We start from the raw sequence: 13978 nt of genomic DNA on the forward strand, positions 1-13978 counted from the left end.
GCGGACTACGGTGTGTGCCCGTGCCGATGTTCTCGCGCCGCCGCGCGCTCCCCGACGACGTCCGCCGGTCCCTGGACCTGCCGCCCGGCGACAAGGTCCTGGCGTGGGCGGAGGCATCGGGCGGCCGGTGGCTGGTGGCGACGCGTCGCGCGCTGCACGTGCTCGGGGCGCAGGACGTCGCGCGGCACCCGTGGTCGGACGTGGACCGTGCCTCGTTCGCGCCGGAGCCGGCCGCGATCACGGTGCACTGGGTGACCGGCTCGGTCGAGGAGCTGGAGCTGACGCCGCCGCTGCCCGTGTCGTTCGCGCAGACGTTCCGGGAGCGTGTGCAGTCCTCGGTGGTCCACGTGGAGACGCTCACCGTGCCGGGCGCCGGCCCCGTGCGGGTGGCGTTGCGCCGGGGCGACGGGGACGAGCTGTTCACGCAGGTCATCGGCACCGGGCGCGTCGACCTGCACGACCCCGGTGTCGCGGCGCTGCTCGAGGCTGCGGAGGCCCGGGTGCGGGCCGAGGCAGGTCTGCGGGGCTGAGCCGCGCGGTGGCCGGACCACCCCCGGCGGGCTGCTAGAGTTCTTCCCGCGCGATCCCTCGTAGCTCAATTGGCAGAGCATCCGACTGTTAATCGGACGGTTACTGGTTCGAGTCCAGTCGAGGGAGCACCCGACCCCCGTCAGCGAGCCGCTGGCGGGGGTCTTCTGCGTCGACGGGCACGCGGGTCGGCGTGTCAGCGGCGCCGCGCCGCCGCCCGTGCCGGGAACGTCACGAGCACGGTCAGCGTGAGCAGTCCGGCCACGACGGCCACCAGGTTCTCCTGCAGCGCGACGACCGCGTACCCGACGTGCGGCACCGACCCGAGCACCTGCCCGACCTCCGCGACGGCGTACGGCTGGGCGTCGGGCTCGGTGTTCGCGTCGCCCTGCAGCCGCAGCTCGGTGGCGCCGGCGACGCCGCCGGCCAGGGGGGTCGTCTCGATGACGCGGTGGGTGACGAGGCCCCGGCCGTCGGTGCGGGGGACGGTGACGACGTCGCCGACGGCCACCGAGTCAGCGGGGACGGAGCGTGCGAGGGTGACGGCACCCACGGGGATGCCGGGGGCCATCGAGCCGGAGACGACGACCGCGGGCCGGACGCCGAGCGCGAGGCAGGCGGCGACGGCGAGCAGGCTCAGCGCGCCGACGACGGCGGCGACGTTCAGCAGCAGGCGCTGGGCGCGCACCGCCAGTCGGGCGGCGAGGCCCGGGCGGCGGTCCGCGGCGGTCGCGCGCCGCGCACGGCGGGTCGGCAGGGTGGCGGGGGTGATGGCGGCGGTGGTCACGCGTCCTCCTCGGTGGACGTGGCGTCGAGACGGGCGGTCAGGTGGGCCTGGGCCCCGTTGAGGGCCTCGGTGGCGGGGTCGTCCAGCAGGTGCACCCGGATGGTCAGGCTGGTGACGGAGCCGGGCGCCGCGTCGAGCCACGCGCCGGCGTCCGGCAGCGGCTCGGCGCCACGGGGGGCGAGCGTGCCGAGGTCGGCGGGGGTACCCGGCCGGGCGCCGTCCTGGGGCCGGTCGGCGCCGGAGCCGAGCAGCACGGTCCCGTCCTCGGCCAGCACCGTCACCCGCAGGAACGGGGTGATGTCCGGCGTACCCGGCACGGGCTCCGCGGCGAGCGTGGCGGAGACCGCGGAGGCGATGTCGGGGTGGTTGTTCGCGACCCGGAGCGTCGCATCGACGGTGCGCCCGGGCACGAGCTGGTCGTGATCGGGCAGGTCCAGCGGCAGCGGCGTCCCCGGGGCGGCCTGGTGGACCGTCCCGTCGGCCGCGAGCAGCACGACGTCGAACGGCTGGGCCGAGCCGACGCCCGCCGTCCCGAGGCCCAGGTGCGCCTCGTCGGTGTACGACGCGGCCGTGAGCGCGGTGGTGCCGAGCACGGCCGCCGTGACGACCGTCGTGCCGACGAGCGCGACGAGGCTGGTGCGCCGGCGGGACCGCGCGTGGCGGGTGGTGCGGAGGTCCCGCCGGCGGGGGGCGACGTGGCGGCTCATGCGGCGGCCCGCTCGGTGCCCGGCATGACCAGCTCGGTCAGGCCGTGCGACGTGGCCGTGGTCGGCCGGGCGGACGCGAAGCCGTCCCGCACCAGGTGGAACGTGTTGTGGCTGCCGCCCTGGGTGGTGCCGCCCCACAGCACGATCGTGCCGTCGCCGCGCAGCGCCGCCCCGGAGTACCCGAACCCCACGACGTGCTCGACGGGGCCGAGCGCGCTGATGCGGGTGGGGACGCGGATGTTGGCCGCGGAGGTCGCGCCGGTCGTCGGGTGCGGGCCCCAGGCGTAGGAGTACCGGCCCCAGACGTACACGAGGCTGTCGCTGCCGCGGACGAGCACGTAGTCCTCGGTCGCGGCGACCTGCACGGCGGTGACGCCGGGGGCCAGCGTGACGGCGGTGGGTCGGTTGTTGGCGACCACGCCGCCGTCGGCCCTGGCGGTGCCCCACTCGAGGTAGTTGCCCCACGTGAGCAGGGTGCCGTCGGCCAGCACGGCCTGGCTGCCGTAGTAGTGCCCGGTCAGCGACCGGATGCCGCACGTGTCCTGCGGCGACCCGGCGACCACGCCGACGGCCTCGCAGCCGCTGGTGGTGTGCTGCGACAGCGCGACCGACTGCGTCGGGGTCCCGTGGCTGACCCGGACGTCGTCGCCCGACGGCGAGCCGGCGTACGCCCCCGCGCCGTTGGCCCAGCCCCACCACAGCACGCCCGTCGACGGGTCGCCGGGGACGGTGTTGCCGCGGACGGCCCACCCGTTCCACACGCCGGCGCCGATCGAGTGCACGCCGGTGAGGATGCGGGCGGGCGCGGCCGAGGACGCCGTCAGGGAGCCCTGACCGGTCACGCCGCGCCCCTGCGGGTAGCCCCAGGTGTACAGATCGCCCGTCGAGGTCAGCGCCATGAACACGGACGCCGAGGACACCAGGTCCACCACGGTGCCCGGGATCGCGACCTGCCCCGGCTTCGTGAACGGCACGGCGCTGCCGGTGCGGCCCATGACGTGCGCCGCCTGGTTCCCGCCCCACGTGTACACCCGGCCGTCGTCGGAGAGCGCGGCCAGGCCCGTGTAGGCGGCGTCCGCGGCGAAGTAGTTGTCCAGGCTCACGCCGGCGAGCTTCACCGCGCGGCGCGCGCCGTCGGGGTGCCCGTCGGAGGGCAGGGTCACGAGGCTCACGGGGGCCGCGGAGTCGACGCTCGCGACGCCGGTACCGGCGAGGCCGCCGCCGCGGTAGCCCCAGACGGCGACGGTGCCGTCGTCCTGGAGCGCGGTCGCGGTGCCGGCGAGGAACGTCTGCTGCGGGACGAAGCGGGTCGTCGGGGACCGGAACACCTCGGTGACGGCCTCGGCGCGGTCGGTGTAGGCAGCGGTGGTGGTGCCGACGGCGACGGCGGGCACGACGACGGCGAGACCGGCGACGGCGGCCAGGGCGCGGCGGATGCGGCGGTGGGTCACGGGTCCTCCTTCGGGCGTGCGGGGCGGTCGGGCGTGTGGGCCGGGGTGGTGCGTGGGGCCGTGCGCGGGACGGTGCGGCCGCTGGGTGCGCGGCGGCGGCAGGTCAGCCGGTCGTCCCGTCGAACCGGAGGCCGAGGACCATCGCCCGGCCGGAGTAGTAGGGGTTGCCGAGCGCGGGGTCGAGCGTCGCGGCGACCTGGACACGGCGGGGGACGCCGGTCTCGAAGCCGGTGAGCGTGAGGGGCCCGAGGCCGTCGGCGGGCTCAGACGCCACGACCTGGCCGTCCACCGACACGGTGAACCGGGCGACGTCGTACGGGTCGGCACCGGGACCGGGAACCCCCGGGTCGGTCGGCAGCGGGGCGGTGCGGGCGTTCTCGACGGTCAGCGTCACGGTGCCGGTCGCGGCGGTCGTGGTCACCACGTCCACTTCGATCGCCGTCGCCCCGTCGGGGCCCGGCACGACGGTGTCCACCACGAGCGGGTGGTCGTCGCCCTGCACGGTCGCGCCGGAGCCGTCGACGAGCGCGATGTCGTACGCGCCGCCCACGGTGCCGAGGTCGGCCTCCGCGGTGTCGGTGAACGCCGCGTGCGTGATGGTCGTCCCGGTGGCCAGCACGACGACGCCCGCGAGGCCGCCGAGAGCGAGCAGCGCGCGGCGGGGCCGTCGTGCGGGGCCGGGTGCACGGTGCCGGGCGGGGCCGGCGGGACGTGCGGTGGCGGGCGACGGGCGGGAGGGGTCGGAGAGCGCGGGGGTCGTGGTGCGGCGACGGGCCGTGGTGCGCATCTGTCCTCCTCCTGGGGCGTGGGTGCGGGGGCCGCACCGGCGGCCGGGACTGGCGCCCCGGCCGCCGGAGGGCGGGTGTCAGATGGACGAGCCGTTCAGCGACGCCTGCAGGTAGGCGCCCTTCCCGGACAGGGAGTTGTCGTCGAACGCGGCGCCCGACTCGGCCTGCGTCAGCAGGCTGACGGAGAGCGTCACGCTGCTCTCCTCGCCCGGCGCCAGCTGGTTCAGGACGAGGTGGGACAGCTCGCCGAACGTCAGGCGGGTCGCGCTGACCTCCTCCGCCTCGCGCGAGGTGGACGGCATGTGCACGTCGAACCGCAGGCTCGACAGGTAGTCGGCGTCGGTCGCGCCGCCGCCGGGCAGGTCCGCCAGCTCGAGTGCGAGCGTCGACGGGTACGTCGGGGAGTCGTTCCGGACGGGGATGTCGACGCTGATCGGCCCGGAGCCCGGGAACAGCGACTCGGCGCCGTCGAGCGCGATCGGCACGGCCGTGCCGGACGCCTCCTGCCACCCGGGGACGAACTGTCCCTGGGCGTCGGTCGCACCGACCTGGATGTTGTAGCTGCTGTCCGCGCCGCCGAGGCCGTTGCTGCCGATCTGCAGACGGGCCACGTCAGTGAACGCGGCGGTGGTCGCGAGGGCGGCGACGCCTGCGAGGGCGCCCCAGGCCACGAGGGCCTTGCGGCGGCGCGAGCGGTCGTCGGTGCTCTGTGCGGTCATGGGGTCCTCCTGGGGATCCGTCCCGGTCGTTCCGGGGTCGACTCCAGTAGGCCCTCCCGGGGCGCTGCGGCCCCGTGTGACCCGCGTCATGCGTAGGTAGGTCGTCGGCCGTGTCGTGGTGCTGAGCGCGTCGTCCCAGGTCAGCGGGGTGCCCGGCGTCCGGGCCGGGGGTGACCGGGCGGGGCGTGCGCGGGTGCTCAGTGGTGCCGTGCCGGACTGCGTGGTGCTGCCGCGGACGGCCCGGCCCCGCGTCCGGACGGCTGCGGCACGCCTCCCGTGCGGTGCGGGGACGCCGTGGTCCACAGGCGGGAGGCCCGCGCTGGGACGGACCCGGGGCGGTCGGTACTGTCGGGACCTCAGCCGCGCTCACCCGACCTCGACACCGGAGCGATCCTTGAGCGCACCCCACCCCGTGCCGTCCCGGCGCGTGGACTCTCCCGGCCCTCGTGCCGTCCCCGGCCACGTCGACCACGTCGACCACCCGGGCGACGCCTGCCGGACTGCGCCGGACCGCCGCGCGTCGTCGCCGCGGTCGGGACGTCGCCGCGGCCTCCTGCCCCTGGTGATCCTCCTCGCGGCGGCCCTCGTCACGTCGGTCGTGCTCGTGCGCTGGGACGTCGTCCGGACGCGCCGGGTCGAGACCGCCCTCGCGGAGCTCGACCGGGCGGCTGCCTCGCTCACCGTCGCGCGACGTGACGGCAGCGCGGCGCTCGCTGCGTCGGCCGGGCGGGTGAACGACCAGCGGGCGCGGCGCGACCTGAGCGCGCTCCTGGTCGGGCTACCGACGTGGGACCCGCCGGGGAACGGCTCACCCCAGGCGCGCGCGGAGCGGGCCGGGCGGCAGGCCGGTGCCGTGCGTGCGCGCGTCGTGGCCCTGACGGACGCGACCGCCGTGGTGCGGGAGGAGCACGCCCGGTGGCTGCTCGCCACGGCGACCGCCGAGCGCATGGCGGTCCACGCCAGCCTCGGCGCCGCCGTCGCGGAGGCAGGGGCGGCGCTCGTGGCCTCCGAGGGGAGGGTGCTGGACGACGCCCCACGAGCGGCCCTGCGGGCGGCGGTCCACGAGGCCGGCACCGCGCGGCAGGCGGGCGCCCAGGGTCCCCGTGCCGTCGGCGCGTCCGCGGAGCGGCTGCTGGACCCCCGTCCCACCCCGCGCACCGGCGGACGTGCCCGGGCGGTGCTCGACGCGGCGGAGGCGCGTGCGACGGTGCTGCGGGAGGAGACCGCCGTCCTGCGCTCGCACGTCGACAGGCTCGCGGCGGCCCGAGCCGCGGTCGGGACGGCCGAGAGCGCCTGGCAGGCGGAGCAGGACCGTCGTGCCGCGGAGCGCGAGGCGGCGGAGCGCGCGGCGCGGGTCCCGGCCCGTGCGACCGGGAGCGGTCCCAGATCTGCGCCCGGGCGCGGACCCGGCGGGAGCCCGGCGGCCGGCGGCGCGGGTGGGTCCGCGGCGTCCCCGGGGCCGTCGACCACCCCGACCGGGCTCTCCGGCGCCGCCCCCGAGCTGCCTCCGGGGTGGACGACGGTCGTGGAGACCGAGGGCGGTGCCTGGTGCGGCGACGAGTTCGGCGCGTCGTGGGAGTGCTGACGCGGCGCAGGCGCGTCCGGCCGGGCGCGTCCGGGGTCGGGGGCCGTCGTCGGCGAGGAGGCGCCGTGACCTGATCCCCGAACGCCGACCCCGTACGTGAGGGGCCCGGTGCTGGCACACCGGACCCCTCTGCCCGCTCGACAGCTCTTCTGGAGACCTGACATGCAAGCACGCCCATCCTGGCACGCCCCGAGACGGCCGTCCGCGCTGCTCGGCGCCGTCCTCGCCGTCACCGCGCTGGCCGCGGCCGCCACCGTGGCGGTCCCTCCCGCGGCATCCGCCGCCGTCCCGGCGCACGGCATCGTCATCCACCCCGACGGACACGGACCTGTCCGTCTCGGTCCGCTCGAGGGCACGGCCGTCTCGGACGAGCACGGCTACTGCCTGCAGGGCCGCGTCCTCGCCTCCGGCCCGGCCGACGTGCCGGTGGGCACCGACCACGTCGACGACCCGGTGCTCGCCGCGCTCCTGGCCCGGCACCGGTTCGACGCCGACGACCTGACACAGGCGGCGATCGGGTACGCCGCGCACCAGCGCCACGAGCGGCCGGGCGTCCTCGCGGGGGGCGACGCGGTAGCGGCTCGTGCCCTCATCGCGGCGGCGACGCCGCAGCAGGTCAAGGACCGGGCGGATGCGCTGCTGGCCGAGGCCGCGGCGTCGGCCGGACCGTTCGCCGGCGATGCGGGCGCCGCGACCGGCGGGGGCCGGCGCACCGGCTCGATCACCGGCATCGCCCTGCGGTCGGCGTCCGGGCAGCCTGTCGTCGGCGCACCGTTCACGGTCACCCTGAGCGGTCCTGCGGTGCTCGACGCGAGCGGGACGCGGACGTACGAGGGAACCACGACCGCCGACCCGGTCACGCTCGCGTGGACCGCGACCGGCACCGGCGACGTCGGCTACCGCGTCGAGTTCGCAGACCTGTGGCGCACGACGATCACGGTCCTCGACCTGGCGGGCGACCGGCAGGACCAGCTCACCTACGGCAACCGCCCCGGGAGCGACCCCCGGCAGGTGGTCGCGCCGGGGCCGTCGTTCCCCGTGGTCGACGACTTCCGGCCGCGGGCGACCACGACGGTCCAGGACGCCCTCGTGGCGGACGGGGACGCGCTCGTGGACCGCGTCGCGTTCAGCGCGGCGCCGGGGGACTGGTGGGTGGAGGTCGACGGCGATCCCGTGGACGTCCCCGCCGAGGTGACCTGGTACGGCCCCTTCGACGCACCGCTCCCGCAGTCCGCCGAGCCCCCGGCGGGTGCGCCCGTGGCGGGGACGGTGCGGGTCGTCGCGGACGGCCCGGGCACGGTGACGACACCGGGGAGCGTCAGGGCGACCCGCGCCGGCTTCTACACGGCGGTCGTCACGATCCGGAAGGCTGACGCCGGCCAGTTCGCGAAGCACGTCCGCGAGGACTTCCGGGCGCCGTTCTTCGAGGCGGCCGAGACCGCCGTGAACCTGTTCGACCTGCGCCACGAGTCGCAGACGCGCGAGTTCAACGTGGCCCCGGGCGGCCGGGCGTTCGACCGGATCACCGTCTCGGGGTACCCCGCCGACCACGGCGCGTTCGGCGGCCTCGGCCCGTGGGGTGCCGACCTCGGCGAGGCGACGGTCACCGTCTACGGGCCGCTGCCGGCGCTTCCCGACGGGCCCGAGGTCCCGGTGGGCGCTCCGGTGCACTGGCAGGGCACGGTGGCGGCGGTCGACGGCCGCTACGACGTGGGGTACGACCCGGCCCGGCCGATCGTCGCACCGACCACGGCGACCCACCCGGGAGGCGACTACTTCGTGTTCGTGTACGCGTTCGCGGGCGACTCCCGGGTGGCGCCGTTCGTGAGCGCGTTCGACGACCTGCGTGAGGTGTTCTACGTCCCCGGGGACCCGGAGGTCGTCGTTCCCCCGCAGGCGGTCACGCGGGCCCAGGACTCGGCGGTCGCCGGAGGGATGATGCGCGACACCGCCCTGGTGACGGGCACCACCGCACCCGGAGACCACCTCGTGTTCGAGGCGTACGGACCGCAGGACCCGGGAGCCGCCCCGGTCTGCGACGCGAGCACGCTGCTGTGGACGTCGGAGGCGGTGGAGGTCCGTGGCGCGGGGTACTACGACTCGGGTGAGGCGCCGGCGCCCGCGCGGCCGGGGCTCGTCCACTGGGTCGAGACGCTGGTCCGCGCCGACGGCACCCGGCTGGACCGCGGGGAGTGCGGGGCTCCGGCGGAGACGACGACGGTCACCGAGGACCTGACCGTCCGGACGACCGCGCGCGCCGAGGACGAGGCTCCGGCCGCCGGGACCGAGGTGTGGGACGTCCTCACGGTGACCGGGACGGTGCCGGACGGTGCGCTGACGACCGTCGACCTCTTCCACGCGCGGCCGGGGGACGACCTCGTGTGCCGGGACCCGGTGTGGACGACCACGGTGCCGCTGTCCGACGGGGCGGGCGAGTACCGGACGGGCCGCTACCGGACGACCGGACCGGGCACGTACGGGTTCGTGGAGCGCACGACGGCGCCCGACGGGACCGAGCTGTCCGCCGGGCGGTGCGGTGAGGAGTCCGAGACGCTGACCGTCACGGCGCCGACCCCCACCTCCACGCCGGCAGCTCCGCCCGCGCCCGGCGCGGCCGGCCCTCCGCCGCTCGCCGTGACCGGGGCGGACCTGGCGACCTCGGGTGTCGCGGCGCTGCTGCTGGTGGCGGGCGGGGTGCTCGCGCTCGTGCACCGGTCGCGCGTCCGGCGCGCGGTCGACGCGGCGACCTGACGACGGTCCGGCCGGCCCCGCCGCTGTCCTGCGAGGGGCCGGCCGGTGACCGCGACGCCCCCTGCCGCCTCCTCCGACCGGTCACGCGACTACGATCCCCGCGGGGACCTGGGCGCCCCGCGCGGCCACGTGGCGCGCACCCGCCCTCGGCGCGCAGGACCGGAGGACGGACGGATGGCGCGGGGACGGTTGCGGGTCCTGCTGGGCGCTGCCCCGGGCGTCGGCAAGACGTACGCGATGCTCGAGGCCGGTCACGACATGCGCGCCGACGGCAAGGACGTCGTCGTGGCGGTCGTCGAGACGCACGGGCGGGCTGCCACGGCCGGCCTGCTCGGTGGCCTCGAGGTCGTGCCGCGCACCGTCGTCGAGCACCGGGGCGTGCGGCTGTCCGAGATGGACCTGGACGCCGTGCTGGCCCGCCGCCCGCAGGTGGCACTCGTCGACGAGCTCGCGCACACCAACGCTCCCGGGTCGCGCCACGCCAAGCGCTGGCAGGACGTCTCCGAGCTGCTCGCCGCCGGGATCCACGTCGTGACCACCGTCAACATCCAGCACATCGAGTCCCTCAACGACGTGGTGCGCACCATCACGGGCGTCCCGCAGCGGGAGACCGTCCCGGACGCGGTGCTGCGGGCCGCGGACGACGTCGAGCTCGTGGACCTCGCCCCGCAGTCCCTGCGCGACCGCCTGGCCGAAGGCAACGTGTACCCCGCCGAGAGGGTCGACGCGGCGCTGTCGAACTACTTCCGGCTCGGCAATCTCACGGCCCTGCGGGAGCTCGCACTGCTGTGGCTGGCCGACGAGGTCGACTCGGCCCTGCGCACGTACCGCGCCGAGCACGCGATCGACGCGCCGTGGGAAGCGCGCGAGCGGGTCGTCGTCGCGCTGACCGGCGGCCCGGAGGGCGAGACGCTGCTGCGGCGCGGCGCTCGGATCGCCGCGCGGTCCGCCGGCGGGGAGCTGCTGGCCGTGCACGTCAGCGCGCAGACCGGGCTCCGGGACGGGGACCCCGGCGCGCTCGCGGAGCAGGCCGCGCTCACCGAGCAGCTCGGTGGGACGTTCCACCAGGTGGTCGGCGAGGACGTCGCGACCGCGCTCGTCCAGTTCGCCCGCGCGAACGACGCCACCCAGCTCGTCATCGGGCTGAGCCGCCGGAGCTGGCTCAAGGCGGCGCTCACCGGTCCCGGGACCGGCTCGACGGTGATCCGGCGCGCCGGCGCGATCGACGTGCACCTCGTCAACCACGCCGCAGCCGGTCGGCGCCTGCCGCTGCCGCGTGTGGCCGGCGCGTTCTCGGGGGCCCTGACGGCGCGCCGCCGCGCGCTCGGCTTCGCCGTGTCGGTGGTGCTCGGACCGCTGCTGACGGTCGGGCTCGTCGCGGGCCGCAGCGACGCGTCTCTGGCGAGCGACGTCCTGGCCTACCAGCTGCTGGTCGTGGTGACGGCGCTGGTCGGCGGGCTGTGGCCGGCGCTGTTCACCGCGCTGCTGTCCGGGTTGACGCTCAACTACCTGTTCGTCGAACCGACGCACACGATCACGGTCAGCGAGCCGGTGCACGCGATCGCGCTGGTGCTCTACGTCGCGAACGGCGTCATGGTCAGCGCGGTGGTGGACCTCGCGGCGCGCCGGACCCGCGTCGCGCAGCGGGCCCGCGCGGAGTCCGAGCTGCTCGCGACCGTCGCCGGGGGCGTGCTGCGGGGGCAGGACACCCTGCGGGCGCTCGTCGAGCGCGCGCAGGAGGCGTTCGGGCTGGCCGGGGTCCGGCTGCGGTCCGGGGAGGACGTGCTCGCGCAGTCCGGGACGGTGCGTCCCGGGTCGCCGCACCTGGCGGTGGACGACCACACGGTGCTGGACCTCGACCCGGGTGGGGCGCTCGACCCCGGCGCGGCGCGTGCCGCGGACGTGCCCGCCCGCAGCGGCTCCGCGGTACCGGGTCGCACCAATGCCGTCGTCCCCGACGTCGACGGCGCGGGCAACCGCCTGCTCGGTGTCGTCGTCACGCAGATCGCCGCGGCCCTGGAGCACCAGCGTCTGAGCCGCACGGCTGACGCGATCGGCCCGCTCCGCGAGACGGACCAGGTGCGCAGCGCCCTGCTCTCGGCCGTCAGCCACGACCTGCGCCGTCCGCTGACCGCGGCGACCACCGCGGTCGGCAGCCTGCGCGCGCGTGACGTCGACTGGTCACCCGCGGACCGGGACGAGCTGCTGGCGACGGCGGAGGAGAGCCTGGCGACGTTGACGGGCCTGGTGACGGACCTGCTGGACGCGAGCCGGCTGCAGGCGGGCGCGCTGGGCGTGGAGTGCCGGCCGACGGACGTGGACGACGTGGTGCTGGCCGCGCTCGACGAGCTCGCCCTGGGCCCCGAGGCGGTGCACCTCGAGCTGGACCCTGCGCTGCCCGCGGTGTCGGCGGATCCGGCGCTGCTGCGCCGGGTGCTGGTGAACGTGCTGGCGAACGCCGTGCACGTCAGCCCGCGGGGAACGCCGGTCCGGGTGCAGACCAGCGCGTTCGCCGACCGGGTCGAGGTCCGGGTCGTCGACCACGGGCCGGGCGTGCCGGCCGACCGGAGGGCCGACCTGTTCGTGCCCTTCCAGCGCCTGGGTGACACCGACAACACCACCGGGCTGGGGCTCGGCCTCGCGCTGTCGCGGGGGTTCGCCGAGGGGATGGGCGGCACGCTCGTCCCGGAGGACACGCCCGGTGGCGGACTGACCATGGTGATCGCGCTGCGGCAGGCTGCCGCGCTCGACGCCCGTACCGCGCAGGAGGGCACCGCGTGAAGATCCTCATCGCCGACGACGACCCGCAGATCCTGCGCGCGCTGCGCATCACGCTGCGCGCCCGGGGCTACGAGATCCTCACGGCCACGGACGGCACGAGCGCGCTCAACCAGGCCATCGAGCACAAGCCGGATCTGTACCTGCTGGACCTCGGCATGCCCCGGTTGGACGGGGTGGAGGTGATCGCCGGGCTGCGGGGCTGGACGAGCGCGCCGATCCTCGTGCTGTCGGGCCGCACGGGGTCGGCCGACAAGGTCGAGGCCCTGGATGCGGGCGCCGACGACTACGTGACGAAGCCGTTCGGTGTCGACGAGCTGCTGGCCCGCATCCGCGCCCTCACGCGGCGGGCGACGGCCGCTCCGGGCGCCGACGCGGAGCCGCTCGTCCGCCTGGGGCCCGTGACGATCGACCTGACCGCGACGACCGCCACCCGGGACGGCAGCCCGCCGGAGCCGGTGCGGCTGACGCCGACGGAGTGGCGGATCCTGGAGATCCTGGTGCGCAACGCCGGGCGGCTCGTGACGCGGCAGTCGCTGCTGCGCGAGATCTGGGGCTCGGAGCACGTCACGGACACCGGGTACCTGCGGCTGTACCTGTCGCAGCTGCGCAAGAAGCTGGAGCCGGACCCGTCCGCCCCGCGGTACCTGCTGACGGAGCCCGGGATGGGGTACCGGTTCGACCCCTCGGGCGGGTCGGCCTGACCTGCGGGGCATCCAGCATGTGAACGCACCCGTGCGTGACCTGCGGCGACTGTCCGAACTCGGGCGGTACTTGCCGATCTGTCCGGTTTCTGTATAGTTCTGCCCGTTGAGCGACAACGGCAAACCTGCTGCGAGGCAGGGACGCAAAGCCACGGGACCCTTCGGGTCAGCCGGGCTACCGAACCGACAAGGAGTCATCATGACGTACCCCCTCGAGACCCAGCTCCCCACGCAGGCGACGTCCTCCCTGCTGACGCCGGGTGAGGTCGCGGTGATGTTCCGCGTGGACCCGAAGACGGTCACGCGCTGGGCGCAGGCGGGCAAGCTGTCCGCCGTCCGCACCCTCGGCGGCCACCGCCGCTTCCTCGAGTCCGAGGTGATGGAGCTGCTGGGCGCGGTGCCGCAGCAGGCCGGCCGCTTCTGAGCCGCCACCCCTGACACGCCGACGGGCCCCCGAGCAGCAGCTCGGGGGCCCGTCCGTGTCGGTGCCGGTGCCGGTGCAGCCGGCTCCTCCACCTTCCGGCACCGGGGGCCTGGCCCCGCGTCCCGCGGCCGCGCCCTAGAGCGGGTCGAGCAGCGTCGCCAGCACGGCCCGCCGGACGTCCGTGACCGTGCGCTCGGGCTGGAACGCCAGCCACTCCAGCCCCGCGACGAGCGTCGCGCCGAACATGGCCGCCGCGGTCATCGACGGGTCACGGTGCGGCCAGGACGCGGCCACGACCTCCGCGAACACCGCGAACGACCGGTCGCGCACCTGCCGGACGGCGTCCTGCCAGTCCCGGCCCGTGCGGAACACCTCGGCGACCAGCAGCTTGGCGAAGTCGGGGTGCGCCTGGATCTGCGCGAGCAGCTCGTGGACCAGCGCGCCGACGGCGTCGCGGCCCGTGCGGCCCTCGGCGGCGCCGCGCAGGTCGGCGGTGAGGCGCTCGACGCCCTCGACGATGACCGCCTCGAAGAGCGCGGCCTTGGACCCGAAGTTGTAGTAGACGCTGCCCTTGGCGACGCCGGCGTGCGCGGCGATGTCGTCGACCGACGTGGCGGAGAACCCGCGGTCGGCGATGAGGGCGACCGTCGAGTCGATGATGGCGTCGCGGGTGCCGCGGCGCGGGTCGTCGACGCGCCGCGGCCCGGCCGACGGGCGGGGGTCGGCCGGGCCGGGCGCGGTGCTCATGGTGCCCAG

Annotated in this window: 12 protein-coding genes, 1 tRNA gene and 1 riboswitch; of the genes, 7 read left to right on the plus strand and 6 right to left on the minus strand. The window is 76.3% G+C overall.

Annotation, left to right across the window (positions count from 1 at the left end; all coding sequences use genetic code 11):
* Nucleotides 1-26 precede the first annotated feature (26 nt).
* Both K5O09_RS06770 and K5O09_RS06775 read left to right on the plus strand, forming a co-directional pair.
* Complete coding sequence (locus tag K5O09_RS06770; RefSeq protein WP_255596309.1) at nucleotides 27-530, plus strand: hypothetical protein; 504 nt, start codon at nucleotides 27-29, stop codon at nucleotides 528-530.
* 54 nt (nucleotides 531-584) lie between these two features.
* Nucleotides 585-657, plus strand: a tRNA-Asn gene (locus K5O09_RS06775).
* Nucleotides 658-724: 67 nt separating this feature from the next.
* Here the strand turns inward: K5O09_RS06775 and K5O09_RS06780 are convergent.
* The 5 genes from K5O09_RS06780 to K5O09_RS06800 all read right to left on the minus strand — a co-directional run bounded on the left by K5O09_RS06780 (nucleotide 725) and on the right by K5O09_RS06800 (nucleotide 4980).
* Nucleotides 725-1315, minus strand: a complete 591-nt coding sequence (locus tag K5O09_RS06780) for a signal peptidase I (RefSeq protein WP_222172010.1) — start codon at nucleotides 1313-1315, stop codon at nucleotides 725-727.
* Nucleotides 1312-2022, minus strand: coding sequence for a hypothetical protein (locus K5O09_RS06785; RefSeq protein ID WP_222172011.1), 711 nt, complete (start codon nucleotides 2020-2022; stop codon nucleotides 1312-1314). The genes K5O09_RS06780 and K5O09_RS06785 overlap by 4 nt, the downstream gene beginning before the upstream one ends.
* Nucleotides 2019-3473: a hypothetical protein gene (locus tag K5O09_RS06790; RefSeq protein WP_222172012.1), complete on the minus strand. Its 1455-nt coding sequence runs from the start codon at nucleotides 3471-3473 to the stop codon at nucleotides 2019-2021. The genes K5O09_RS06785 and K5O09_RS06790 overlap by 4 nt, the downstream gene beginning before the upstream one ends.
* Before the next feature lie 103 nt (nucleotides 3474-3576).
* Nucleotides 3577-4260, minus strand: coding sequence for a hypothetical protein (locus K5O09_RS06795; RefSeq protein ID WP_222172013.1), 684 nt, complete (start codon nucleotides 4258-4260; stop codon nucleotides 3577-3579).
* 78 nt (nucleotides 4261-4338) lie between these two features.
* Nucleotides 4339-4980, minus strand: a complete 642-nt coding sequence (locus K5O09_RS06800) for a hypothetical protein (protein ID WP_222172014.1) — start codon at nucleotides 4978-4980, stop codon at nucleotides 4339-4341.
* Nucleotides 4981-5542: 562 nt separating this feature from the next.
* Here K5O09_RS06800 and K5O09_RS06805 point away from each other — a divergent pair.
* The 5 genes from K5O09_RS06805 to K5O09_RS06825 all read left to right on the plus strand — a co-directional run bounded on the left by K5O09_RS06805 (nucleotide 5543) and on the right by K5O09_RS06825 (nucleotide 13222).
* Entirely contained in the window at nucleotides 5543-6565 is a 1023-nt protein-coding gene (locus K5O09_RS06805) for a hypothetical protein (RefSeq protein ID WP_222172015.1), read from the plus strand.
* Between the two features lie 162 nt (nucleotides 6566-6727).
* Complete coding sequence (locus K5O09_RS06810; RefSeq protein ID WP_222172016.1) at nucleotides 6728-9316, plus strand: hypothetical protein; 2589 nt, start codon at nucleotides 6728-6730, stop codon at nucleotides 9314-9316.
* 174 nt (nucleotides 9317-9490) lie between these two features.
* Complete coding sequence (locus K5O09_RS06815) at nucleotides 9491-12097, plus strand: DUF4118 domain-containing protein (protein ID WP_222172017.1); 2607 nt, start codon at nucleotides 9491-9493, stop codon at nucleotides 12095-12097.
* On the plus strand, nucleotides 12094-12798 hold the full coding sequence (locus K5O09_RS06820; protein ID WP_222172018.1) for a response regulator: 705 nt from the start codon (nucleotides 12094-12096) through the stop codon (nucleotides 12796-12798). The genes K5O09_RS06815 and K5O09_RS06820 overlap by 4 nt, the downstream gene beginning before the upstream one ends.
* A 108-nt stretch (nucleotides 12799-12906) precedes the next feature.
* Nucleotides 12907-12981, plus strand: a riboswitch (cyclic di-GMP riboswitch).
* A gap of 16 nt (nucleotides 12982-12997) precedes the next feature.
* Nucleotides 12998-13222 carry a BldC family transcriptional regulator gene (locus K5O09_RS06825; RefSeq protein WP_222172019.1) on the plus strand — a complete coding sequence of 75 codons (225 nt, stop codon included), beginning with the start codon at nucleotides 12998-13000 and terminating at the stop codon, nucleotides 13220-13222.
* 135 nt (nucleotides 13223-13357) lie between these two features.
* Here K5O09_RS06825 and K5O09_RS06830 read toward each other — a convergent pair whose 3' ends face one another.
* Entirely contained in the window at nucleotides 13358-13969 is a 612-nt protein-coding gene (locus K5O09_RS06830; protein ID WP_222172020.1) for a TetR/AcrR family transcriptional regulator, read from the minus strand.
* Nucleotides 13970-13978: the final 9 nt, after the last annotated feature.

The sequence above is a fragment of the Cellulomonas sp. C5510 genome (assembly GCF_019797765.1).
In the GTDB taxonomy this organism is placed as follows: domain Bacteria; phylum Actinomycetota; class Actinomycetes; order Actinomycetales; family Cellulomonadaceae; genus Cellulomonas.